The organism is Kocuria sp. BT304, assembly GCF_003290245.1.
Taxonomy (GTDB): Bacteria; Actinomycetota; Actinomycetes; order Actinomycetales; family Micrococcaceae; genus Kocuria; species Kocuria rhizophila_A.
Map to the genome: position 1 here is coordinate 2,503,278 of NZ_CP030039.1, position 24,087 is coordinate 2,527,364.

The window sequence follows — 24,087 nt, forward strand, 5'->3', positions numbered from 1 at the left end:
ATGCTAGGGCAGGGTGCGGTAGGTCACAAAACTCGTCGGTAACCTGGCGTTGCCCGGGCTCAGTGCTCCATCCGGTAGAGCCGCCGGGCGCGGACCCGCGCCTCGTGGTGCACCGCGGCCTCCGGGCGCACGAGCGGGTAGGAGGCGAAACCGAGCACGGCGGCCACGCAGTGCCCGATGGAGGACCAGTCGAGGTCCAGCAGCAGGCCCGCCGCGAGCAGCCCGACCAGCCCCCCGGCCCACAGCAGCCGACGGCGCAGCGGGCCCCGGTAGGTGGCCAGCGCGGCGAGCGCGCAGAACCCGTAGCTCGCGCCCACGTCGATCAGCACAGGGGACGGCACGGGCAGCTCCGCGGTGCGGAACAGCCACACCTGCAGGTAGGCGACCGCCACGGTGGCACCGACGTGGCCCAGGACGAAGCCGGCCAGGACGCGCTGCCCCCCGAAGCGGCGCTCCATGGGTGCGACCACCAGGCTGAAACCCACCCACCAGATCAGCAGCTCCGCGGGGGACACGTACATGGCGCTGCGCACCAGCACGGTCACGGGGTTGGTGCTGAGCTCGTGCAGGTTGGTGGACTGCTCCGCGAGGAACGCCTTGCGCAGGGGTTCCGAGGTGTTGGCCAGCAGCCACGTGGTGAACGTGAGCAGCACCAGGTACAGGTACGTGAGGGGCGCGTGGCGCACCCTGTCCTTGAGGGGCTCCCCCCGGCGCAGCCACCACGCGCTGATGCGGCGGAAACCGGGCCACGAGTGGTCCACGGCGTAGAGGAACCCCACCGCCAGCAGCACGATCGCGAGAGTGATCACTGGGCAAGTATGCGCTCGTGGTGCGCGCCCCGGCACCGGAGTGCCCCGCCCGGGACACCGCGCCTCCCGCGGCGCGGCCAGGACGGTGGGCCGTCGGGGAGCGGAGGGCGTGCACGGGACGGCCCGGCGGCGCGGTCGCCCCGTCCCGTTCGGACACGCCCGTCTCGCACGGAGGCCCCCCGGCGTGGCAGGGTTACCGGGTGACCTCGTGGTCACGCACCGTCTGAGAGGAACACCGTGAACGACGACGACGTCCGCACCGGCCCCGCGCCCCGGGACCCTGCCGCACAGGGTCCGGCCGCACACCCGGCACCCACCACGGGGGCCGGGGCATGAGCCCGGCGCGCGAGCCGCTGCCGCCGCTCGTGGTGGTCATGGGGGTCTCCGGTTCCGGCAAGACCACCATCGGCACGCTCGTGGCGCACGAGCTGGGGGTCCAGTTCATCGACGGGGACAGCCTGCACCCCCTGGAGAACGTCCAGAAGATGGCCGCGGGCACCCCGCTGGACGACGACGACCGCTGGCCGTGGCTCGAGATCGTGGGGCGCACCCTGCACGAGCACGGCGAGCGCCGCGAGGGCCTCGTGGTGGCCTGCTCCGCGCTCAAGCGCGCCTACCGCGAGCGCATCCGCTCCCAGGCCCCGTCCGCACTGTTCTTGCACCTGGACGGCACCCTGGAGGTGCTGACCCGCCGCATCGAGGGGCGCAGCGGGCACTTCATGCCGGCCGCGCTGCTGGAGTCCCAGATCGAGACGCTGGAGCCGCTCGCCCAGGAGGAGGGCGGGTACGTGCTCAACATCGACCAGCCCGTCGCGGACATGGTGGACGACGCCGTCACCCGCCTCCGCGCGCTCGTGGCCGCGCAGTCCTGAGCACTCGGGCCTGAGCACCCTGCCCTGGACGCAGGGGCCGGCCGGATCGTCCTGGCCGGACCCTCCCTGCGGGATGCCGCGGACCAGCGCCGCGGGGCCGGCCGGGCAGTCCGGCTCGGTGGCGAGGCGCGAGCCGCCGCCCGACCGGGGCGCGGCGGCGTCACCCGGGCCCGGCGGCGTCGTTCCCTGGCGCGCACCGCCCGCGCGACCGCTCAGTCGCGCCGCAGCAGCACCGCCACCTCGTAGTGCCCGGTGTGGGGGAACATGTCCAGCAGCCGAGCCTCCACCGGGCGCAGGGACGGCATGCGGGCGAGATCCCGCGCGAGGGTCTGCGCGTTGCACGAGGAGTACACCGCGTGGCGCACGGACGAACTCTCGAGCCACGCACACAGGGAGGCGTCCAGGCCGCGCCGCGGCGGGTTGACGACCGCGAGCTCCGGGGTGCCGGGCAGGTCCGCGGGGGTCGCGGCGGCGTCGTCGGCCAGGAAGCGCACGGAGCCCGGGCCGTCCTGCGGCAGGCCCATGGCCCGAGCCGTGTCCTGCGCGGAGGCCACGGCTTCTTCGGAGATCTCGGTGCCCACCACCTCGCGCCCGGGCCCCGCCACGTGCAGCGCGAAGCCGCCGACGCCGCAGTACAGGTCCCACACGCTCGCCGGCCCCACGGCGTCCACCCAGTCCGCGACCTGCCGGTACAGCTGCTCGGTCACGGCCGTGTTGGTCTGGAAGAAGGAGCGCGGCCGCACGCGCAGGTCGATCCCGTTGAGGCGCATCACCAGCTCCGACTGCTCGCTCAGCAGGATTTCCTCGGGGCCCTCGAGCACGGCCTTGTGCTCGGGCTGGATGTTCACGGAGACCACGTCCGCGGCGGGCACCAGCTCGCGCAGCAGGTCCAGGTTCTCGGCGATCTTGGGCAGCTGGCGGGTGCTGCGCAGCACGAAGCGCACCATGAGCCGACCCTCGGGGCTGCCGGTGACGATCACGTGCTTGATCTCGCCGCGGCGCTTCGCGACGTCGTAGGGCAGCAGCCGCACCCGCCCGATGAACTCCGCGAGCGCGCGCAGGGCCCGCGTGACGGGTTCGGGGTACAGCGGGCAGTCCCGGAGGTCCACACCCGCGGCGCCGTCCAGGATGCCGAGCGTGGGCGCCCCCACCCGGCCCGCCACCACCATCTTGGCCTTGTTGCGGAACCCCTTCTCCGGCGAGGCCACCGGCCCCAGCCACCGCGGCGCACCGTGGGCGTCCACGAGCTCCCGCACCAGCTCCTGCTTGCGCGCCAGCTGCCGCGCGTACGGCACCTCGATCACCGTGCAGGACCGGCACTCGCCCCGGTCGTAGTATCCGCATTCCACCCGCCCGAGTGTACGGTGAGCCCCGCCTGCCGGGCACGACGACGCCGCACTGCCGGGTCCCGCGGGCGGCACCCGGTGCACTGCCCCGTTCGTCCGCGTGGCGTGCCGTCCGCCACGGGGCGACGCCAGGGCCACCCCCAATGTGCGGGCCGCGCCCGGGGCGAAGACACGCACTCGCCCCTGGCCGCACCCACCGGGCGCCCCCCCCGTCCTGTCCCCGTCCAGTCCCCGTGCTGTCCCCGCGATCCCGGCGTGTGGCGTGCGCCCGAGGATCGTGGCACCGTGAGGACACCCGCCGCCCACTTAGAGGACCACAGCCATGAGCACCCAGCGCCCCTCCCCCGCCGTGATGCGGGGCCGCACCGATCCCGCACAAGACGTGCGTCCGGTGGACTACACCTCGTGGCGCCCGTCCCCTGCGACCTCGGGGACCGCCGGGGAGGACGGAACGGGCACCACCGCAGCAGGGAACGCGGCAGAACGGGGTGCGGGAGCGGCGTCGTCCCCCGGTCGGGCCTCCGATGGCCGCGAGTCCGGCACGCCCTCCAGGCCCGGGCGGGAAGCCGCCGAGGGAGGCGCGCGGGCGGCGTCGTCCCCCGGGACACCCGGAGCTGCGGCCCACGTGGCGCCGGGCGGCACGCCCAAGCCGGGGCCCGGTCCGCGCCCGGCCCCCGTGGCCGCCGTGCGGGACGCTCCCCGCGTGCTGACCGTGGACCCGCAGCTCGCGGCCATGGTTGCGCAGCTGCGGGCCGGGGTCACCCCGGTGACGGCCACGCCCCGGGACGCGTTCTACACCGTGGACTCGGGGCCCGCACCGTCCCGGGAGCTGGACGTCCCCGCGGACGGTATGGACGTGCGCGGCGTGTGGGACGTGGGCGAGGACGCCCTGCGGGCCGTCGTGGCGGACCCCGAGGACACGTGGACCGCGGACCTTGGCCGCACCGACTACTACGTGCGCGGCCAGCTGTGCGTGCAGGTCACGCGCGCGCAGCACCGGGTGGTGGGGATCTACCGCAGCGGGTGGGCCGTGGCCCGCCGGCCGGACGAGACCTGGGCGGACACCCCCGACTCCCTGGAGCGCACGGGTGCCAAGCCCGGCGGCAGCGGCACGCGCTACCCCACCAACCGCCGGGAGCTGCTGGAACGGCTGCGCGCGGCGGGCTTCGAGGTGACCACCTCGGGGCCCACGCACGGCAAGATCACCCACCCGGACGTGCCCGGACGGTTCCTGCCGTTCTCCTCCACACCGTCCTCACAGCGCTACGGGCGTCACGTGGTCACCGCGGTCAAGCGCGTGTTCGGCATCGACGTGCGGTGAGCCGGGGCAGGGCCAGGTACGCCATGAGCGCCCAGAACACGAGGCTGTAGCCCACGAGCGTCCAGGCGTTGTCCACCCTGCGCAGGATCACCACCGCGAACACGAAGACCAGCACCATCACGAGGCCGAAGAAGAAGTTCTCCACCACGTCCATGCCGAGACCCCTGCGACGGCCCTGGACCTTCTCGGGTGGGCGCCGGTACTCGGCGGGCCTGCGCGGTGTGTCGTAGTGCTTCATGCGAAAAGCCCTTCCCCGGGGCTCCCGTGGCGGGATCCGCGCCTGGCTCGGACTGCGGCACCGGCCGCCCGGGGCGTGGGACCGCACCGCCCGGCACCCCGGCGCTGCCCCCACATCGGGGGACCACTGCACCAAAGTGGGGGCGAGGTCTCCGGAGGGCCGCACCGCTCGGAGAAGTTAGGCTGAGTACGTACATCAGCGCCGAGTCCGCGCCACCGACTGGGGGAGAGACGGTGGACCACCGCGGGCGGACGGCGCCGCTCGTCTTGTCGGGGGAGAATTCATTGTTCAGCTTTTCAGGTCCGGGCCGACCGCTGCGGTCCCTGCTCACGGCGTCCTCGAACGCGGCAGGGCCCCGGCACGAGGCCCTCGACGCCGGAGTGACCCACGGCTGGATCCCGGCCGGGCAGCGGTGGCTGGCCGTGCACGTGCACGAGCCCGCCGAGCCGTCCCGGGGTGCCGCGGTGGTCCTCGCCGCGCCGCCGGGCCGGGAGCGGGTCACCATGAACCGCACGGTCGTGCACACCGCCCGGGCCCTGGCCGCGGACGGCTGGCGCGTGGTGCGCTTCGACTGGTCCGGCACGGGCCAGAGCCCCGCCACCGAGGCCTGCTGCGACGCCCGGCTCTGGGAGCAGGACCTGCGGGTCGTGCGGGACTGGGCCGGGGCGGACCAGCCCGTGCGTGGGGTGGCGTTCAGCGTCGCGGGGGCCTACATGGCCGCGGACGAGGACTCCGCGTGGCTCGACCGCGTGCTGCTGGCGCCGGTGTCCGGCAAGCAGTGGCTGCGCCACCAGAGCGCCCTGCGGCGCATGGCCGGTTCAAGCCTGCCGCCCAGGGACACCGAGGGCACCGAGCTCATGGACCTGCAGCTGTGCGCGGAGGGCGCCGCGGCGGTCAGGACCGTCCCCACCCCGGTCGAGGACCCTGCACGAGGGCTGGTCGTGCTGCCCGAGGAGAGCACCGGCCCCCTGCCCCTGGACGTGCACCCCCGCGTGGCCACGGTTCCCAGCGGTGTGACCCGCGCGGTGCTCACGGCCCTCGGCCCGCACGCACCGGCCCGGGGCACCGCCGCGCCCGAGGACGCACCCGCGCCGCGTCCCGCCCGGAGCCTGACCGTGGACGTCCACGGCACGCCTGTGCGGCTCATCCACACCACGGTGGGCCGGGACGAGCGCCCCGCGATCCGCACGGAGCCCGTGGAGCACACCGCGCAGGCCCCCGGGCTGGCGCTCGTCTCCCCCGGCTCGGACGTCATGGAGGCCGCGAGCGGACTGTGGCTGCACACGGCGCTGCTGGCCTCGGCACGCGGTGCGGTCTGCCTGCTGGCCGAGCGCTCGGACACCGGCGAGCTGGTGGACCACGCCCTCACCCGCGACTCCAACCCCTACGCCCGCCACACCGTGGTGGAGTGCCGGGAGCTCGTGGAGCAGCTCGCGCGGCTCACGGATGGTGCCCTGAGCGCGGCCGGGATCTGCCTGGGCGCCTGGGGTCTCGTGGCCGCCGCACCGGAGCTTCCTGCCGAGGTGAGCGAGCGGCTGACCCTGCACGTGATCAACAACGTGGCGTGGCAGCGCGAATCGTGGCGGTACTGGCGTCAGGGGCTGCGCAGCGGACCGCTGGCACCGCGGCTGCCCGGCGACGAGCCGTCCGCGCAGCCGACGGCACCGCAGCAGGACGACGCCGCCCCGCGCCCCCTGAGCCGCGTGCTCCTCTCCCGCGCGGGCAGCGTGGGCCGCACGGTGGTCCGCGGCACGCGCGCACGGGCCCACAACGCCTCCCCGCGGCTCAACTCACTCGCGGCCACCGCGGGGATCATCGACGTTCCGCAGCCCGCGCTGCGTCGGCTCTCCCGCGTCCCCGGCCTCACGGTCAACGCGGTGTTCGGCCCCGCCGACGCCGCCCACTGCGGGGTCAGGGAGGCCACCCGGGAGGGGCGCTCGGCCATGGTGCTGCTGGAGCCGCTCGACCACTCGGTCTTCGCCACGGCCTCCCGGCACACGCTGTGCCGGTACGTGGTGGACGAGGTCGCGCCCCAGTCGCCCGCCGAGCACTGACAGCTCGCTCTGCGGCTCCGCCGGCCCACGATGGGCCCGCGGCAGGGTGTCAGGAGCTGCGTGTCCGGACACCTGCCCGACGCAGGTTCTTCCCCGCGAGCGCGGGTCAGCAGGCCGTGAACCACGGCCCGGGGGCTGAGCGTCCCAGCCCACGGCTACGGCCCACGCGCCCGGGCCCGCACGTTCGACGCCGCCGGGAGCCACCGGGACAGGCCGCGGTCAGTCGCCGGCCACCGTCACGGGAGCCGCGTCCAGCGCGCGCACCACGGTCCCCCGGCGCACGGCGTCCGTGGCCTCACCGCTGACGGGCAGGTGCAGCGTCTCCCCGGGCAGCAGGTGCACGTAGCCGTCCTCGGCCACGGCGGGGGCAACGTCGGCAGCCGCGGCGGCCGGTGCACGGTCCCCGGCGGTCCCGCCACCGGGCACGGCCGGTGCGGCGCCCTCGGGATCGTCCTCGGGAGCACCCACGGGAAGGTCCAGCGCCACGAACCGCGCGAGCCGTTCCGCGCTGACCGACACCGCCCACGAACCGTCCTCGTTCCGGTGCCACCGAGCGCGCAGCCCGGGGTCCTCGGGGTCGTTCCGGCGCGGACCGCCACTGAGGTGCACGTCCCGCGCCAGGGCGTTCCCGGAAGCGTCGAGCAGCACGGCGCCGACGGCGTCGAACTCCCGTTCCCTGAAACCGTAGGCGTGGTCGAGGTCCCGGAACGTGCCGTCCGCGAGGTCCGCTCGGACCGTGATCGCGCCGCGGGAGGGGACCGTGACCGGCACGTCGATCGGGGGCAGGCTCCCGCCCCGGACCGTGGCCACGGTGAGCTGCAGCGTGGCGTCCAGGGGCTCGGCGCCGTCGTTCCACACGTGGGCGGGCAGCCCGTCACCGCCCGCGGGCACGAAGCACACCGCGACCGGCGCGCACGCCCGGCGCATTCCGTACCACGCCGCGGTGGGTCGACCGGTGACGTCCAGGACGCCCCACCCCGCCCCCGGTGCGGTGGACGCCGCCGCGAGCACGAGGGCTCCCCGGCACGGCGAGTCCACGGCACGCCACTGCGCGAAGCTGCGCTGGAACACGTGGGCCAGGGCCGCGCGCTCGTGCTCGAGCACCTGCGCGTGACCCCCGAGAGCGCCGGCCTCGGCGGGGCGCGCGGGAGCCGCCAGGGCAGCGTCGGGATCGCTGTCCCGGTCGAGGAACAGCCGGTGGACGTACGTGGTGGTGGTGTCCTCGAAGGTCCAGGCCGCGCCCGGATCGCGGGCCAGACCGCGGCGCCAGGCGGCGCCACCGGCGGGCGTGTCCAGCGGCCCGTCCGTGCCGAACTGCGCCCGCACCACGGCGGGCTCCGGGGGCACGGCGAAGGCGAGCGCCTCGGCGGCGAAACGCACCCCGCGCGTCACGGCGTCCTCGAGCGGACGGCCGTACGCACCCACCCCGAAGTAGTGGCACACGCCGTCCGCGGCGTCCACCGGGGATCCCGCGGGCACACCGGACGACGACGCCGCGCCGCCCGCCTGCTCCGGCGTGGCCAGCGGTGCGCCCGCGCCCTCGGGCGACAGCAGCGCAGCGTCCCGGCTGTCTCCCGTGGGCGGGGCATCCTCGTGCTCGGCAAGGGTCTCGTTCGGGGCCCGACACCCGGCCGGTGCGTGCTCACTCGCCGCCCGGTCGCGGGCGGACTCGTAGGCGGCCGCGGCGGCGTCGAGCTGGGCGTCGGAGCACGGCGAGGAGGGCACCACCACCGCGTCCGCGAGCGCCTCCCCCACCGCGGTGGGGACGTCGTGCAGCAGCACCTCGGGGGTCCACTGCTCGGCGGGCCGGCCCGCGAGCACGGGGGCCTGGATCACCTCGGTGCCGCCGGAGACCACCGCGGTGGACGGGTGGGCGCCCAGCCGCGCGGCGAGCGAGCGCACCTCTGAGCGCAGCCCCTCCCGCCAGTGGGGCTCGTCGGGCGGGTCGAGGGGCCCGAGGGCGACGTCCTGCCACACCATGAGGCCCAGCTCGTCGCACGCCCGGTGGAAGTCCTCGCTCTCGTAGCAGCCGGTTCCGGGACAGCGCAGCATCGTGAGTCCGGCCGTCCGCAGCCGCTGCAGCACCGCGCGGGTGCGCCGCGGGTCCGCGGCCGTCTCGAAGGGGTCGCTGCCGGTCCACACCGCACCGCGCACGAACACGGGGACCCCGTTGACCCGCAGTGCCAGGCCGCGGTGCTCGGCGTCGCGGTGCTCGGCGCTCACGGTGCGGAATCCCACGGTGGTCTCGGTGTGCTCGCCCCCCACACCCACGCGCACCCGGTACAGGCTCTGCCCGCCCATGCCGTGGGGCCACCACAGGTCCGGCTCCGGCACCCGGACGGCCACGGTGACGGTCCCGTCCGAGGCGCGGTCCCCGGAGGTGACCGTGTGCTCGAGGCGGACCACGGCGTCGTCGTCCGCGTCCGCGCGGGACACGACGACGCGCACGGTCGCCCCCGCGGGCTCCGCGTCCGGCTCTGGTCGGGCGGCCTCGCGAAGTGTCTGGTCCGGAGAGTCGCCGGGCGGCGCGGCAGGGCTCGTGCCGGAGGGGACGGTGCTCGGAGCGGGCTCTGCGGATGGCGCGGATGCCGGGGCGGTGGCAGCGGCGACGCGGGACACCAGGCGCACGCTCACGAGGCCCGCACCGTCCTCCGCCACCCGGGCGCTCACGGTGCACGAGGAGAGGTCGAGGGGTGCGGTGGAGGGCTCAGCCCGTGCGGTGAGGCCTCCCCAGGGCCCCAGCACGGGGCGCGCTCCGGGCCAGTCGATGAAGCCCACGAGCGGGGTGCGCCGCCACCGCACGGAACGCTCGGGCACCAGCGGTGAGAGCCACCGGGCGCGGGGGCGGCGGGGAACGGCCACGCTCGTGGTCGGCTCGATGCGCAGCACGACCTCGCACGCACCGGCGGGCAGCTGCACAACGACGTCCCACGGCGTGAACGCGGTCTCCGAGACGTGCACCTCGCGTCCGGCCACGAGCAGACGGGCCACCGTGGCCACACCCGCGGAGCGGAAGCGGTATGGGCCGCCGGGGGTCACCACCCGGGTGCGGTACTCCCACGCGGTGTCCCCGGAGCCAGCGCGCAGCTGCGCATCCACGGCGTCCTCACCGAGGACGTCGCGCAGCGCGCCGCTCACGGTGCCGGGCACGCGCGCCGGGATCCCCCCGCCGGCCGGGTCGGCGAGCGCCGGGTCCGGGGCATCCGCGACGGTCCGGGCGGGGTCGTGGCGGTACAGCGTCCACCGGGCGTCCGCCAGGACGTCGGCACCGGCCGCGACGTCCGCCCCCGGCACGCGCGTCACTCCCCGAAGCCCAGGGCCTCGCGCACGGCGTGCATGGCGGCGTCGTACCCCGCCACGAAGGCCGCCGCCGAGGCGTCCACGCGCGGAGTGCGTCCCGACGCCGCCCGGGCCAGCTGGAACTGCAGCGTCTTGGCCGCGCCCGCGGCGTCGTCGAAGGCCTCCGCGGCCTCCCGCAGCCGCTCCGGGCAGAGGTCGCTCGGCCAGGCCTGCGCCCCGTCCGCCAGGAACCGGCACACGTGGGCGGCCAGACCGGCGGTGAGCCCCGCCTGCCGGGTGGTCGCGAAGGAGTAGACGTGGAAGTACGGCAGACCCCGCTCGGCCAGCACGGGCAGCTGCGCGCGGATCGAGTCCACGAGCCGCCGGGCCGGGCTGTCCGAGGGCGCACGGCGCAGGTGGGCCCGCACGAGGCCCACTCCGCGCCGCCACAGCTCCTGCTCGGACAGCCGCCGCATCCCGTCCAGGCGCACGAGCTCCACGTACGGGTACGGCACCGCCCCGCCACGCATCGCGGGGCCGAGGGTGTGCTCCAGATCCTCCCCGCCCAGCACGTGGACGCCGTCGTTGTGCAGGTACACGAGCTCCCCCGCGAGCGGGTCCAGGCGCAGCGGCACGATGGAGGTCTTGGTGTGCTCCAGGCCGTAGGAGACGCCCTCGGTGTCCGGGAGGTGGAACGCGTCCACCTCCACCACCAGGGCGTCCCCCCGGGACATGGCCAGCTGCAGGTGCTCCCCCAGCGGACGCCAGGTGTCGTACTCCCCCACCGTGAGGCCGTAGAGGCACTCGAGGTCCTCCTGGCGCGGCTTGAGGAACTCCCACTGGTCCCCCAGGAAATCCGCGCTGAACGCGGCCCCCAGCATGGGCACGGGATCCAGACCGAGAACCGCGGTGAGCCCGATCCACACGTCCATGTAGCAGTTGGTGGGTGACCACGGCTCCGCTGGGTCGTGCAGCACGGAGCGGCGCGCGTTCGCCGGTGTCAGCGACTCGCACCCCCGCACCGCGAGCACCTCGGTGCCGAACGGGTGCTCGGCGCCCGCCGGGACGACGACGCCGCGGGACTCGGTCACGGCGGTCATGGCAGACCCAGCTCCGTGCGCACCCCCGCGGGCCACGCGGCCACGTCAAAGCCGTGGACGGAGGCCAGCGCCAGCGCCACGCGCTCCAGGCCGAAGCCGAAGCACGCGGAGTGGGCCACGGCGCCGTCGGCGGTGTGCAAGTGGAAGGCCTCGCCGAAGTGGTCCTCGTGCAGGTTCGCCGAGGCGATCGCCGTGGGGTGGCCCGGGTAGACCTCCGTGAGGATCTCGAACTTCAGCTGCGCCTCGCGCTGACCCGCGCTGAGCAGCTTGCCCGCGCGGCCGAAGAACGGGTCGTTGGCGGTGTCCGCCTCCACGGTGAGACCCAGCGCGCGCAGCAGCTCGGTGCCCGCGGCGAGCCACTTCTCACGGTGCTCCTGGGCGTCCTGGGGCGTGCCGATGCGCACGGCCTCGAACATCCGGAACGTCACGAAGCGCATGGGGTCCGGGCTGGGCTCGTGGCGGTAGCACTCCCCCATGAGCTCGTACACGGAGCCGTCCACCTGCGAGCCCTCGAGGTACGCGTAGAGCGGGTGGCACACGGCCGGGACCAGGGCGTGGCCGGCCGGCGAGAGCTCGGCGGGCCAGTCACCGCCCTCCTCGTACATGGCCAGCAGCCTGCGGTGGGCCTTGTTGTCCCCCTCGAACGCGGAGATGGTCCCCAGCAGCTGCGGGAAGGACGCCACGTAGTCGGTGCGCTCCAGCAACCGCGTTCCGTTGACCGGGGGGAAGCGCAGCCGGCGCGAACCGGCCTCCGGCGTCAGCTCCCTGGCCACCCGGCGTGCCGCGGCGGCGATGCCCTGCACCACGTCCTCGGCCTGCGGGCCCAGCCCGGTCACGCCGTCGCCCAGCGTGGGCAGCAGCCAGTCGTTGGCCTCCAGCCCGGCGCGGAACGTGTCCTGCTGGCGGGTGAGGTCCTGGTGGGTGTCGGTGATGGTCATCGTTCTCCCCTTGAGACGAGTTGCAAGGTGGCGGTGTGCTGCAGGATGCGGTCGTTGTTGACCATGACGGAGGGTCCGATGCTGTCCCGGTAGAGCCGGGCCAGGCTGACCGGCGAGTGGTTGGCGAAGGCCGTGATGCCCACGATCACCAGGGCGTCCCCCACGATCCGGCGCACCGCTTCCGCGCCGGAGACCTTGAGGGTGTTCATGGCGATGGCGAACGGCATGGACTCGCACGCGGCCGGGTCCTCGTACGCCGCCTCGTAGCGGGCCACGGAGGCGCGCACCACGTCCGTCATGGACTGCAGCTGCACCTCCAGCTCGGCGAGGCGCAGGGCCGACGGTGGAGGGGTGCCCGGGGTCTTGCGGGCCGCCTTCTGCACCACGGACCGGGCCGTGAGACCCGCCTGGGTGGCCATGCCCAGCCACGCCGAGGCCCACAGGCAGTGGGCACCCGGCAGCATGGTCCGCGCCGAGATGGTCTCGAACGGGACCGTGAACACGGCGTCCGCCGGGGTGGTGGCCTCCAGCTCGAAGGACTCGGAGCACGTGCCCCGCATACCTAGGGCGTCCCAGCCGCGCTGCCGCTCCAGCTGCAGGTCCTGGGACTCGACCACGAGCAGCACCTGGTCGCTCGACGCCGCCTCCTCGCTCGCGCGCGCCGTCACCAGGATGGCGTCCGCGTACGCGCCGTAGGAGATCACGGGGCACGTCTTGTGCAGGTGCACGCGGCCCTCCCCGGCCGGACGCACCGCGCACGTGGAGGAGCGGGTGTTGCCCCCGATGTTCACCTCGGTGGTGGCGGAGGCCAGCAGCAACCCCTCCGAGGCCACTCGGCGGGTGAACTCGCGCAGGTACCCGGTGTCCGCGTGCCGGGTCAGGCACAGCGTCTGCGAGTGGTGCATGGCCAGGATCATGGCGGTGGAGGTGCACTCGCGCCCCACGCGCTCCAGCATCCGGCACAGCTCGGTGATGCTCCACCCCAGCCCGCCGTCCGCCTCGGACATGGGCGCGCCCAGCAGTCCCTGGGCACGGGCCTCGTCGATCGCCTCCCGGGGGAAACGACCCTCCTCGTCCACGGCGGCCGCGAACTCGCGGGCCACCCGGGCCACGGCCTCCGCACGGGCGGCGTTGCGCTGCGCGCGGTCCTCGCCCGGGGTCTCCTCCCGCGGCATGCGGGAGGTGTCGGTCAGCACGGTGGTCTCAGTCATTCTGGATCGCCTCCACGGCCTCGGTGATCGACTGCACGGACGTGAACGTGGCTTTGGTGAGCCGCTCCTCGGGAAACTCGATGTCGAACTCGTCCTCGAGCCCGAGCATCACGTTCACGGAGGCGTGGGAGGTCATCCCCGCGCGGTACAGGTCCGCGTCCGCGGCAATGGTTTGGGCGTCCTCGGAGAGCTTGCCCTGATCGGCCAGGACGGAGCGGACGGTGGTCTCGATGGCGGTCGAATCCATGGTGTGAACCTCTTTCGGTTGATCTGGTGATTCTTCTGCTCCGCGGACCCGCCCTCTCTGCGGTTCCTGCGGTGGTGTGTGGGTGGCGGACGGCGGGGCCGTCACTGCGCGGTGGCGCACGCCACAGCCATGGCGAAGCCGCCGTCGTGGGACGTGCTGAGGCTCCAGTGCCGCAGACCCGCGCGGTCGGCGAGCAGTGCGGCCTCCCCGCGCAGCTGCACGGCGGGCACGCCGTGGGCGTCGGAGCGGATCACGATCTGCGGCCAGGCCACGGCGTCCCGGGTGCCGGGCCGCAGCACCTTGAGCACGGCCTCCTTCGCGGCGAACCGCCCGGCCACGGACTCCGCGGACGGCGCGCCTCCCCCGGCGGTGAGCGCCGAGACCTCCTCGGGCGCGAGCACGGCCCGCAGGTAGCGCTCCCCCCGGTGCGCGATGGCCTCGGCCACCGGCGCCACTGCCTGCAGGTCGCAGCCCACGCGGGGTGCGCGGGCGGCGTCGTGCGCGGCCGTCACGGCTTGTCCCCGGAGGTCACATCCGTGAACTGGGGAGCCACCGAGGGCTGCGGGGCGGTGGTCCTCAGCCCCGTGCGCTCCGCCCAGCGGCCCAGTGCCACGACCGCGGCGGGCCGCCAGCACCCGAAGACGTGCCCGCCGTCGCACTCGCCCGCACGGCCGTACTCCGTGTACTGGTGAGCGATACCCTGGGACTCCAGCTCCCGCGCGAACGTGGCGGTGGTGTCCCGCAGAGCGGGTTCGATGTCCCCCTCCTGGCCGTTGCCCGTGCCTGCGAACAGCTGCACGTGGACGTCCGAGAGCCTGGAGCTCTGCGAGAGCGGGTCGTGGGCGCGCCACTGCTCCTCCGTGGTGGTGGTGCCGTCCCCGAACACCGCGTCGGTCTCACCCGTGGACTGCCGGGACGCCTCCACCAGGTTGTTCTTGGCGGCGCCCGAGGACAGGTCCAGCAGACCGGAGAGGCTGACGGCCTCCCCGAACAGGTCCGGGCGCTCCTCGGCGTAGCGCACCGCGCCGTAGCCGCCCATGGAGTTGCCCAGGACGACCCGGTGCTTCCGGTCCGCGGCGGTGGGCAGGTGCGCGTCGACCCACGGCACCAGTTCCTTGAGATGGAACGTCTCCCAGTTCTGGGCACCCGTGTCCTGAGTGGCCCAGTCGGTGTACCAGCCCTGCTGCCCTCCGCTCATGACCACCGTGATCACCGGGAGGTTCTGCGTGAGCTGCTCCGCGTGTCCCTCGTCGTACCACTGCAGGGCGGAGGCGTCCGGGGAGCTGCTGCCGGGCAGCATGTACACCACGGGGTAGCGGGTGGAGGGGTCGTAGTTCTCGGGGGCGATCACCACCACGGACTTCCGGCCCCCCAGCGCGTCCGGGGACACGGCGGCCGTCTCGACCGTCAGGTCCACCGCGCGCTGCGAGAGCCGCCGCGCCGCGGTGACGGTGATGCCGTGGTCCTGCGCCCGCAGCGCCTCCGGGTCACCGAACCCCGCGTCCTTCACGGCCTGGGTGTCGTACAGGCCCGACGAACTCGACGCGGTACCGTCCGGGCTGCCCAGACCGCACCCGGTGAGAAGGGTGGCCACCACGGCGCACCCGGCCAGCACACGCAGACCCGAACCCCGGGAACCGTCGACCCGTGACCCGGAACGTCTCATGCCGCGCATGGAACCACCTCTTCCGCGGGGTACTGGCTCAGGCCCAGGGCGGCGTCGATGATCTGCAGCGCGGTGAGCCGTGAGGCGTGCGCCTGCAGCGAGTGGTCCAGCGCCGGGACGTGGGCCACCTTGATCCGCCGCCCCTGACGGCGCAGCCGGGCCAGGCCCTCCTCGCCCCGCTCCTGCTGGAAGAGCAGGCCGTCCTCGGGGCCGAAGTAGAAGGCGACCTCCGCACCGCGGGAGGCGTACTCCATGACCACCTCGGGCACGTTGGGAATGCTGCGGCGGCCCAGGACGAGCCACGCGAGGTAGGGCATGCGGCGGCGCACCCGGTCCTTGGCACGGGTGCGCCAGCCGGCATTGACCTCCACGTCGCTCATGGTCCGCAGCTGCTCGAGCACCGCGTCCACGTCCCAGTTGCGGTAGAGCTTGTCGTAGTAGGACTCCGCGGCGCGCCACGCCACGTTGTTGAGCACCACGCGGCTGGTCATCGCACTCGTGGGCGGGGCCATGGCCACGAGCCAGCCCCCCACGCACAGTCCGGCTCCCGTGACGTCCTCCCCGGTGCGGTCCCGGAGCCAGGCCGCCCCGAGGTCCAGGTCCATGACGCCCTCACCGGTGTAGGGGTTGACGTCCTTGACCTCGTCCAGTCCCGCACCGTCCCCGCAGTGGTGGCGCTCGATGCGCATCGCGGGCACGCCCCGGGCCGCGAGACGGCGAGCCTGCACGGTCCACAGCCCGGTGGGGCCGTCCTTCGGATCGGCCGAGGGCGGCGCGAGCAGCGCAGCTCCCGCACCCGTGCCGTGGCGTCCCACGGGATGGGTGTAGGAGGCCGGCATGCCGTCCAGGCCCAGCTCCAGCAGCTCCTCCTCCACGTCCACGCCGAACTCGGCCACATGGAACCGGGCCGAGGTCACCGGCCGCCACCCGCTGACGTCCGCCCACTCGTCGCGCGGCCGCTGCGTGGGCCCGGAGTCCTCCAGCCGCTCGACGAGGGCGGCGATCGCGGGCGGACACGCCTTCGCGTAGATGGCGGCCACCCCGTAGAGCTTCTTGGCCACGGTGCGGTCCTCCTCGCGCACCGGGACGAGCCCGGGGGTGGAGAGTTTGCGGGGGTCGGGCAGCGCGCGGATGGCCCCGGCCTCGGCATTCGTGAAGTGCGCGCCCCCGATCTCCACGCCGTCCTCCACCACAGGAGGCAGGTCGAGACCACTGGCGCGCCTCAGTCCCGTGTACTGGCGCATGTAGACGGCGCCGGAGACCGGCTCCCACAGCACGCGGCGCTCGAAGGGGAGCGGGGACGTGGCCAGCACGGCCGCACCGATCCGCAGCCCGATCCCGTGGACCGGCAGCTCGGGGCCCACGAGCTCACGCGACGCACGGTGGGCCACCTCGAGATCCCGGTGCCACACGGCCACGGGGTCGCTGCCCGCGGGGCGCTCCCCCGACTCGGAGGTCCCGCTCCACGCGAGGCGCAGCACGAGCCAGCCCGCCTGGGCGGCCCGCGCGGCCACGAGGCGCATGCTGCGGTGGCTCACTACCTCCTCCCGCGCCAGTGCCGGTGCCACGATCACCGCGCCACGCACTTTCTCGTCCCGCGGACCGTGGACCCACGCGTGAATGGTGTGCCCGTCCCCCGTCAAAAAACTTGCCTGCCCGGCAATACGCATGAATTCTCCCCAGTTCTGCTCCGGATGCACCTCAGCCGTACACCGTTGCCCCTGCCCCGCCGTCACGACGGTCACTCCTCCACGAACGGATCCCCCACCGCCACCGGCGGATTCTTGCCCCGGACCCGCGTTCCCCCGCGGAAGTCGTGCAGCTTTGCACTCATAAAGCATAGCCAGGAAGTTCACAGCTGGGCCGAGGGGCGGCGTCCCCTAATGTGTGGTTTTTCATTGACACGACTGTTTTTCCCGCTCCCACCAGCGCGTTTGTGCGGTTGTACCTATATGAGCCCACACAGATTTGTGGTCATTCCGGAGTTGCATGCTTTGCGGCGTGATTATGATGGCAAACGTCGATGGGCTAGGGAGAGAAGACGTCGACACCGATGCGCCGCTGCCGACGATCCACTCGGGAGGCGGCGGGTGGGCCTGGGGAGGCCCACCGCAACTGGGGGAAAGCAGGGGCTCGGCCCCGCTTTTCAGGGGGAGGAGCAAGCGTGGCACCACGCATTCTGATCGTAGGTCTCAACTATTCACCGGAGCACACGGGCATCGCGCCCTACACCGCGGGCATGGCCCGCGCGCTGCGGGACGCCGGGTGGGACACCGACGTCATCACCGGACTCCCGCACTACCCGCAGTGGAGCATCCACGAGGGGTACCCGAAGAACGGCAACGGGTACGAGGTCGTCGACGGCGTCCCGGTGCTGCGCGTGCCGCACCCGGTCCCGCACGACGCCGGCCAGCTGCGGCGGCTGGGCATGGAGATCGTCTTCGGGCTGCGCGCCGTGACCGCCCCGTGGGGGAACCCGGACGTCGTCGTCCTGATCACCCCCGCCCTGTTCGCCTCCGCCATCGTGCGGGTGCGCGCGGCGCTGACGCGCACCCCGGTGATCGCATGGGTGCACGACATCTACACGGCCGGGCTCGCGGAGACGGGCGCGGCCGGCGGGCCGGTCACGCGCCTGATGCGCGCGGTGGAGGGGACGTTCCTGCGCTCCTGCAGCGGCGTCGTCGTGATCCACGACCGGTTCTCGGACTACCTGCGCCGGCACATGGGCGTGGCCGCGGACCGGGTGACCACGGTGCGCAACTGGACGCACATCTCCGAGGCCCCCGGCGTGGACACCGACGCCCTGCGTCGGCGCTTCGGCTGGCGGCCGGAGGACGTGGTGGTGCTGCACACCGGCAACATGGGCGCCAAGCAGGACCTCGCGAACGTGGCCGCCGCCGCGGAGGTGGCCCAGCGCACCGGGGCGCCGCTGCGCTTCGTGCTCGTGGGCGGCGGGCACCAGCGCCCCCAGCTCGAGGAGCTCGCCGAGCGCACCCCGCGCTTCGAGGTGCTGCCCAGCGTGGACGAGGACACCTACGCCGGGCTGCTGCGCGCCGCGGACATCCTGCTGGTCAACGAACGGCCCGGGCTCACCGAGATGTGCGTGCCCAGCAAGCTCACGAGCTATTTCACCGCGGACCGCCCGGTGCTCGCCGCGGTGGAGGCGGAGGGCCCCTCCGCCGCGGAGCTCGCCGCCGCGGACGCGGGCATCCGGGTGCGCCCGGGAGACCCCGAGGCACTCGTGGCGGGCGCCATGACGCTGCACGAGGAGTGGATCTCCACGGGTGGCGCCACCCACCGCGGCGGGCGCCGCTACGTCCGAGACGTGCTCAGCCGCGACGCGGCCGTGCGCTCATTCACCTCCGCGCTGCGCAGGCTGCACCCGGGCGTTCCCACGCAGCCGCGGACACCCGCCACCGCCCATTCCTGACACACCGGGGCACCGCCGCCCCGCCGCACACGATCCACAAGGGGAGAGATCACCATGAGTCACAAGAAAGCGCTCATCACGGGCATCACCGGGCAGGACGGCTCCTACCTGGCGGAGCTGCTGCTGTCCAAGGGCTACGAGGTCCACGGCCTGATCCGCCGCGCCTCCACGTTCAACACCTCGCGCATCGACCACCTGTACCAGGATCCGCACAACCCCGACGCGCAGCTGTTCCTGCACTACGGGGACCTCTCCGACGCCGCACGACTGGTCACCCTCATGGCCGAGATCGACCCGGACGAGGTCTACAACCTGGCCGCGCAGTCCCACGTGCGCGTGTCCTTCGACGAGCCCGAGCACACCGGTGACACCACCGGTCTGGGCACCGTCCGGCTGCTCGAGGCGGTGCGCCGCGCGGGGGTGAAGTGCCGCTTCTACCAGGCCTCCACCTCGGAGCTGTTCGGTGCCACGCCGCCGCCGCAGAACGAGGACACCCCGTTCTACCCGCGCTCGCCGTACGGTGCGGCGAAGATCTACTCGTACTGGATCACCAAGAACTACCGCGAGGCCTACGACATGTTCGCGGTCAACGGGATCCTCTTCAACCACGAGTCCCCCCGCCGCGGCGAGACCTTCGTGACCCGCAAGATCACCCGGGCCGTGGCCGCGATCGCCGCGGGCAAGCAGGAGCACCTGTACATGGGCAACCTGGACGCCATCCGCGACTGGGGCTACGCCGCCGAGTACGTGGAGGGCATGTGGCGCATGCTGCAGGTGGACGAGCCCGAGGACTTCGTGCTGGCCACGGGTCGGCCCAGCACGGTGCGCGAGTTCCTGGAGACCTCGTTCGAGCACGCCGGGCTGAACTGGGAGGACCACGTGCGCTTCGACGAGCGTTACCTGCGCCCCACCGAGGTGGACGCCCTGATCGGGGACCCCTCCAAGGCCGAGGAGAAGCTCGGCTGGAAGGCCACCGTGCACGCCCCCGAGCTGGCGCGCATCATGGTGGACGCGGACCGTGCAGCCCTGGAGTGCGCCGGCACCCCCTGGATCGACACCGTCTCCCAGCACATCTGGGCCCCCGGACGGGCCGCATGAGCACGCACCTGCACGAGGAGGAGATCGTGGACGCCACCGACGGTTCCCACTGGCCCCGCACCGTCAGCGACCCCGCCGACGCCCGCACCACCGACGACGTCCGCTTCACACCGGGCCCGCTGGACCGCACCGCCCCGTTCTACGTGGCGGGCCACCGCGGGCTCGTGGGCTCGGCCGTGTGGCGCCACCTGGAGTCTCAGGGCTTCGAGAACCTGGTGGGTGCCACCTCCGCGGAGCTGGACCTGAGGGACCGCGGGGCGGTCGAGGCCTTCATGGCCGAGAAGAAGCCGCGGTACATGGTGCTCGCCGCGGCCAGGGTCGGCGGCATCGGGGCGAACAACACGCGCCCGGTGGACTTCCTCTCCGACAACCTGCGGATCCAGCTCAACCTCCTGGACGCCGCGCGCGCGGTGGACGTGGAACGGGTGCTGTTCCTGGGCTCGTCCTGCATCTACCCCAAGCTGGCGGAGCAGCCGCTGCGGGAGGACGCGCTGCTGACCGGGTACCTGGAGCCCACGAACGACGCCTACGCGATCGCGAAGATTGCCGGCATCCTGCACGTCCAGTCGGTGCGCCGGCAGTACGGGCTGCCGTGGATCTCCGCCATGCCCACCAACCTCTACGGCCCCGGGGACAACTTCTCCCCGACCGGTTCCCACGTGCTGCCCGCCATGATCCGCCGCTACGACGAGGCCGTGCGCCACGGGGACACCGAGATCACCAACTGGGGTTCCGGGTCACCGCGCCGCGAGTTCCTCCACGCGGACGACCTCGCCTCGGCCTGCCTGTTCCTGCTGGAGCACTACGACGGCCCCCAGCAGGTCAACGTGGGCGTGGGCGAGGACGTCACCATCGCCGAGCTCGCGGAGCTCGTGGCCGCCGCCACCGGTTTCGACGGCACCACGCACTGGGACGCCTCCAAGCCGGACGGCACCCCCCGCAAGCTTATGGACGTCTCCCACCTGCGTGCGCTGGGCTGGAACGCGTCCATCGACCTGCCCACGGGGCTCGACGACGCCGTGTCCTGGTACCGCGCGCACCGGGACTCCGCGCGGGGCGCCTAGCGGCAGTCCTCGAGCACGCGGCACGGCGGACGGTCCCCACGGGGCCGCCCGCCGTGCCGCGTTGACCACCGCAGGTCTCAGACGGGCCGCTCCTGCTGGGGGTGCGGTGCCACGGGCGTGAGCCGGGCCGTGGGGCGCCACGCGTCCACCCCCACCACCAGACCGAGCACGGCCACGGCCAGCAGCAGCGAGGCGGTGACGTCCGTGAGCCAGTGGTAGCCCAGGTAGAGGCGGCTGAACGCGACGACCGCAATGACCGCGATCCCGGCTGCGACCACCCACCAGCGGGCGGGCGGACGGGCCGCGGACGGCCCGTGCGGCGTCGTCGTCACCGCGCCCGTGGCCTCCATCAGGTGCTCGGCGTACGGACGGAAGTACACGAGGTACAGCAGCACCAGCACGAACGTGGAGGTGGCCAGCGTGTGGCCGGAGGGGAACGAGTAGGACAGGTCCGCACCCATGAGCATGTCCGCCACGGGGGGCCGCCCGCGCCCGGCGACCGACTTGATGCCCACGATGCACGCCACGGCCACGGCCATGGCCCCGGCGAGCAGAACGGGGCGCCACCAGTGCCGGCTGCCCAGCAGCCACACGGGCACCGTGACGGCGCAGATGATCATCCCGGTGGGCGCGGTGAGGGTGGTGACGACCTCCAGGACACCCGTGAGCACCGGGTCACGGTGCTCCGTGAGCCACGTCAGGGCCGGGACGTCCCAGCGGGAGAGGTCCTCCCGCTCGGTCCACCAGTCCCACACGCGGACGAACAGCACGAGGCTCGCAACGACCATGACCAGCGCGATCACCACGCGGTTGCGGCGGGATCGGGCGTCGGCAAGGGGCGGCTCGCTCAGCCGTTCCCGCAGGAACCCTGCGCGCCCCCGGTGCGGGGCCGGCGCTGCTGTAGAGGCCGTGGGCCCGGATCTCGTCATGCGGGCAGGCTACGTGCCGTGGCGGCGAGAACGTTGGGGGAACGGTCAGAGAACCACGAGCCAGCACGTCCCGAGCCCCACCGCGGAGAGCCCCGCGGACAGCCAGAAGGAGCGCCACGGCGCGGCCCTGCCGATGAACAGGTACGCCACCACCACCACGGTGAACTCGCGCAGCACCAGCACGGTGGCCGCGAGGTGCAGGTCGAAGGAGGCCACCCAGGCGATCACGGCACCGAACACCAGGCCGATGAGCGGGCCCACGAAGGTCTTCCACGCCCCTCCCGTGCGCACGAGCAGCACCGAGGCGGCCCAGGAGAGCACTCCCGGGAAGGAGACCATGGCGATGAACGGCACCATGGACATCGCCGGACGCCACTGCTCCCCCAGGATCGGGGTGAGCACGACCGCGGCGACCTGCGCCACCACCACGCCCGCCACGGCCAGCAGCAGCGCCGGGTACAGGTGGCGGTCGCTCGCCTCCCGGATCTCGTCCGGGGTCTCCTTGTCCGCGATGCCCACGCGGACCACGTTGACGGTCGACGCCGCCAGCGCGTCTCCCGGGGCCCGGCCCACCGCACTGCCCGCGGTGTACGTGCCGAGGGCCGCGGTGCCGGCGAACGCGGTCATGAACAGCCGCTCCGCCTGGCCCTGGAACCAGGACAGGAGGGCGTAGCCGGACATGGTGGTCATGTCCGAGACGATCGACTTCCCACCGGGGGCCGTGTGCGGCAGGGGCTCCGTGCTGCGGCGGGCGCGCAGCCAGCACAGCACCGCGAACGTCCCCTCCGTGACCGCCAGCTGCAGGGACGGGCCCAGCAGCGAGTGGGTGAGCACCAGGACCGTGCCGCCCACGAGCAGCCCCGCGAGCGAGGCCCGCAGCTGCATCCGGGCCAGCGTGCCCCACTGGTTGGTGGCCTGCAGGGTGCCCACGTACAGCAGCCCCAGCGCACCGAATCCGGGGGCGAGCGCCACGGGTAGCACCTGGAGGAACTCGCCCCAGTTCTCCAGCGTCCCGTTGTGCAGCAGGAACAGCATGAACCCCGCGAGGATCACGAACGCCACCACGGGCATGACCGCCCGGTAGCGGTTCATGATGCGCATGCCACCCGGTTCGGTGAGCACCCGGATCACCGCGAAGCGCGCGCCGGAGTCGATGGTCACCTGGATGGCCGTGTAGATCAGCGTGACCAGGTTGTAGATGCCCACGTAGTGCGGGGACGTGAACGCGGCGAGCGTGAGGATCACGAGCGCCGAGGACACCCGCGGCAGCGCCCGCTCGATGAGAGACTTGACCTGGTTCAGCATGCGGGGTGCCCCGCGAGGTCCGCCACCTGCGCCAGGTTGCGCCGGGCGTAGGGGCGGGTCCCGGGCCGGACCCCGGCCACCACGCGCCGCAGCTGCTCGGGCGTGCCCACGGGACGGCCCGGGACGCCGCCGTTGTCCACGAGCCAGGACATCCTGCCGGACCGGGCCCACGCGCTCCACGCGCGCAGCACCTCCGGGTCCTGGGCGATCCGTTCGTGGTAGTCCGGGGCTCCCGAGAGCTGCCCCGGGCTCAGCCGGTAGGCCACCACGGGCACGGCCAGCTTGTGGATCCGCGCCCCCTGGCGCAGAGCGTCGAACCACAGCACGTAGTCCTCCGCCGTGTTGGGCCGGGCGTAGGCGTCCGCGGCCTCGAGGGTCTCCCGCCGGGCGAGCATGCTCGAGTGGAACAACGGGTTCACGAACGGCAGCAGCAGCCCGAGCTCGGTGCTCGTGAGGTTGCGGGGGTAGGAGGGCCGCGGCAGCATGCCCCGGCCGAAGCGGATCCCGCTGCCGCACACGATGTCCGCGTGCCGCAGCGCCCGCATGCTCACGGCGAAGCGCCACGGCAGGGAGAGGTCGTCCGCGTCCGTGCGGGCCACCAGCTCGCTGTCCGTGGTCTCCAGCGCCTCCCGCATGCGGACCACGGTCCCCACGTTCTCCGGGTTCTCCCGGACGACGACGCGGCGGTCCGACACCCGGCGGGCGGCACGTTCCGTCTCGGCGTCCGGGCCGTCCACGGACACCACGAGCTCCGCGTCCCGGGGCATGGCCCGCAGCGTGGACCGCATGGCGCTCTCCACGGTTGCGCCCGCGTGGTAGGCGGGCATGATGACGGTCAGTCTCGGCATGGTGGCACTCTCCCCTGATAACCACGGATCACCCCACCGTTCCCGGCTCCCCAGGGTGAACTACTGCGGACAAATTCGTTGTCATAGAAACGCAGCGCGATAATGAGGCTATCATGGGAAAGGCGGGACAGAAGGGCGGGGGTACTGCCGGGCGCAGAATCCCCGTGGATTCAGGGGAGCACCGCCGTGGGTCCGTCAGGTTCGCTGAATTTCTCGGCGTTCCGGGGGAATCCGCACGAGGTGGTCAGGAATTCCAGGTTGTCCCCCGTTTAGGGGTAATTGGGTAAATATTTGTCCCCCTTTGCGATGACATTTCGTGAGGGGAGTTCCTG

At 73.4% G+C, this 24,087-nt stretch carries 20 protein-coding genes; 6 read left to right on the plus strand and 14 right to left on the minus strand.

Annotation, left to right across the window (positions count from 1 at the left end):
- Nucleotides 1-59: 59 nt before the first annotated feature.
- Nucleotides 60-809 carry a rhomboid-like protein gene (locus DNL27_RS10985; protein ID WP_112235565.1) on the minus strand — a complete coding sequence of 250 codons (750 nt, stop codon included), beginning with the start codon at nucleotides 807-809 and terminating at the stop codon, nucleotides 60-62.
- 332 nt (nucleotides 810-1,141) lie between these two features.
- Here DNL27_RS10985 and DNL27_RS10990 point away from each other — a divergent pair, with 332 nt between their 5' ends.
- Nucleotides 1,142-1,681 (plus strand): gluconokinase, encoded by a 540-nt coding sequence (locus DNL27_RS10990; protein ID WP_012399100.1) that lies wholly within the window; start codon nucleotides 1,142-1,144, stop codon nucleotides 1,679-1,681.
- 212 nt (nucleotides 1,682-1,893) lie between these two features.
- Here DNL27_RS10990 and rlmC read toward each other — a convergent pair whose 3' ends face one another.
- On the minus strand, nucleotides 1,894-3,030 hold the full coding sequence (rlmC, locus tag DNL27_RS10995; protein ID WP_112235566.1) for a 23S rRNA (uracil(747)-C(5))-methyltransferase RlmC: 1,137 nt from the start codon (nucleotides 3,028-3,030) through the stop codon (nucleotides 1,894-1,896).
- Between the two features lie 319 nt (nucleotides 3,031-3,349).
- On the opposite strand from rlmC, the gene DNL27_RS12515 reads away from it, so the two are divergent.
- A complete protein-coding gene (locus DNL27_RS12515; protein WP_239494364.1) occupies nucleotides 3,350-4,348 on the plus strand; it encodes a hypothetical protein in 999 nt (332 codons plus the stop codon).
- Here the strand turns inward: DNL27_RS12515 and DNL27_RS11005 are convergent.
- Nucleotides 4,317-4,586, minus strand: coding sequence for a hypothetical protein (locus DNL27_RS11005; protein ID WP_204360292.1), 270 nt, complete (start codon nucleotides 4,584-4,586; stop codon nucleotides 4,317-4,319). The two genes, DNL27_RS12515 and DNL27_RS11005, sit on opposite strands and share 32 nt — an antisense overlap.
- Nucleotides 4,587-4,870: 284 nt before the next feature.
- Here DNL27_RS11005 and DNL27_RS11010 point away from each other — a divergent pair, with 284 nt between their 5' ends.
- A complete protein-coding gene (locus DNL27_RS11010; protein ID WP_239494366.1) occupies nucleotides 4,871-6,640 on the plus strand; it encodes a hypothetical protein in 1,770 nt (589 codons plus the stop codon).
- Nucleotides 6,641-6,859: 219 nt separating this feature from the next.
- On the opposite strand, the gene DNL27_RS11015 is transcribed toward DNL27_RS11010, so the two are convergent.
- The 8 genes from DNL27_RS11015 to DNL27_RS11050 all read right to left on the minus strand — a co-directional run bounded on the left by DNL27_RS11015 (nucleotide 6,860) and on the right by DNL27_RS11050 (nucleotide 16,619).
- The gene (locus tag DNL27_RS11015) at nucleotides 6,860-9,934 is read right to left on the minus strand and encodes a hypothetical protein (protein WP_112235568.1); all 3,075 of its coding nucleotides are present in this window, start codon (nucleotides 9,932-9,934) and stop codon (nucleotides 6,860-6,862) included.
- A gap of 5 nt (nucleotides 9,935-9,939) precedes the next feature.
- The gene (locus DNL27_RS11020; protein ID WP_112235569.1) at nucleotides 9,940-11,019 is read right to left on the minus strand and encodes a DUF1839 family protein; all 1,080 of its coding nucleotides are present in this window, start codon (nucleotides 11,017-11,019) and stop codon (nucleotides 9,940-9,942) included.
- Nucleotides 11,016-11,957, minus strand: coding sequence for a hypothetical protein (locus DNL27_RS11025; RefSeq protein WP_112235570.1), 942 nt, complete (start codon nucleotides 11,955-11,957; stop codon nucleotides 11,016-11,018). The genes DNL27_RS11020 and DNL27_RS11025 overlap by 4 nt, the downstream gene beginning before the upstream one ends.
- Nucleotides 11,954-13,168, minus strand: coding sequence for an acyl-CoA dehydrogenase family protein (locus tag DNL27_RS11030; RefSeq protein WP_112235571.1), 1,215 nt, complete (start codon nucleotides 13,166-13,168; stop codon nucleotides 11,954-11,956). Before DNL27_RS11030 ends, DNL27_RS11025 begins: the two co-directional genes overlap by 4 nt.
- A complete protein-coding gene (locus DNL27_RS11035; RefSeq protein WP_112235572.1) occupies nucleotides 13,161-13,415 on the minus strand; it encodes an acyl carrier protein in 255 nt (84 codons plus the stop codon). Before DNL27_RS11035 ends, DNL27_RS11030 begins: the two co-directional genes overlap by 8 nt.
- Nucleotides 13,416-13,516: 101 nt before the next feature.
- Nucleotides 13,517-13,927: a holo-ACP synthase gene (locus DNL27_RS11040; protein ID WP_012399110.1), complete on the minus strand. Its 411-nt coding sequence runs from the start codon at nucleotides 13,925-13,927 to the stop codon at nucleotides 13,517-13,519.
- The gene (locus DNL27_RS11045; protein ID WP_112235573.1) at nucleotides 13,924-15,090 is read right to left on the minus strand and encodes an alpha/beta hydrolase family protein; all 1,167 of its coding nucleotides are present in this window, start codon (nucleotides 15,088-15,090) and stop codon (nucleotides 13,924-13,926) included. The genes DNL27_RS11040 and DNL27_RS11045 overlap by 4 nt, the downstream gene beginning before the upstream one ends.
- Complete coding sequence (locus DNL27_RS11050) at nucleotides 15,078-16,619, minus strand: hypothetical protein (protein WP_239494368.1); 1,542 nt, start codon at nucleotides 16,617-16,619, stop codon at nucleotides 15,078-15,080. The genes DNL27_RS11045 and DNL27_RS11050 overlap by 13 nt, the downstream gene beginning before the upstream one ends.
- A gap of 626 nt (nucleotides 16,620-17,245) precedes the next feature.
- Between DNL27_RS11050 and DNL27_RS11055 the strand changes: the two genes are divergently transcribed.
- Genes DNL27_RS11055 through DNL27_RS11065 form a run of 3 tightly spaced genes read left to right on the plus strand, consistent with a single transcriptional unit; the run spans nucleotide 17,246 to nucleotide 20,673 of the window.
- On the plus strand, nucleotides 17,246-18,511 hold the full coding sequence (locus DNL27_RS11055) for a glycosyltransferase family 4 protein (RefSeq protein WP_112235575.1): 1,266 nt from the start codon (nucleotides 17,246-17,248) through the stop codon (nucleotides 18,509-18,511).
- 54 nt (nucleotides 18,512-18,565) lie between these two features.
- The gene (gmd, locus tag DNL27_RS11060; RefSeq protein ID WP_012399114.1) at nucleotides 18,566-19,609 is read left to right on the plus strand and encodes a GDP-mannose 4,6-dehydratase; all 1,044 of its coding nucleotides are present in this window, start codon (nucleotides 18,566-18,568) and stop codon (nucleotides 19,607-19,609) included.
- A complete protein-coding gene (locus DNL27_RS11065) occupies nucleotides 19,606-20,673 on the plus strand; it encodes a GDP-L-fucose synthase (RefSeq protein ID WP_041297421.1) in 1,068 nt (355 codons plus the stop codon). Before gmd ends, DNL27_RS11065 begins: the two co-directional genes overlap by 4 nt.
- 77 nt (nucleotides 20,674-20,750) lie before the next feature.
- Here the strand turns inward: DNL27_RS11065 and DNL27_RS11070 are convergent, their stop codons facing one another.
- From DNL27_RS11070 to DNL27_RS11080, 3 genes are read right to left on the minus strand one after another with little or no spacing between them, the layout of a single operon-like run.
- Complete coding sequence (locus DNL27_RS11070) at nucleotides 20,751-21,602, minus strand: phosphatase PAP2 family protein (protein WP_112235576.1); 852 nt, start codon at nucleotides 21,600-21,602, stop codon at nucleotides 20,751-20,753.
- A 45-nt stretch (nucleotides 21,603-21,647) separates the two neighbouring features.
- Nucleotides 21,648-22,907, minus strand: coding sequence for a lipopolysaccharide biosynthesis protein (locus DNL27_RS11075; RefSeq protein ID WP_012399117.1), 1,260 nt, complete (start codon nucleotides 22,905-22,907; stop codon nucleotides 21,648-21,650).
- A complete protein-coding gene (locus DNL27_RS11080) occupies nucleotides 22,901-23,755 on the minus strand; it encodes a glycosyltransferase family 2 protein (RefSeq protein WP_012399118.1) in 855 nt (284 codons plus the stop codon). The genes DNL27_RS11075 and DNL27_RS11080 overlap by 7 nt, the downstream gene beginning before the upstream one ends.
- Nucleotides 23,756-24,087 lie beyond the last annotated feature (332 nt).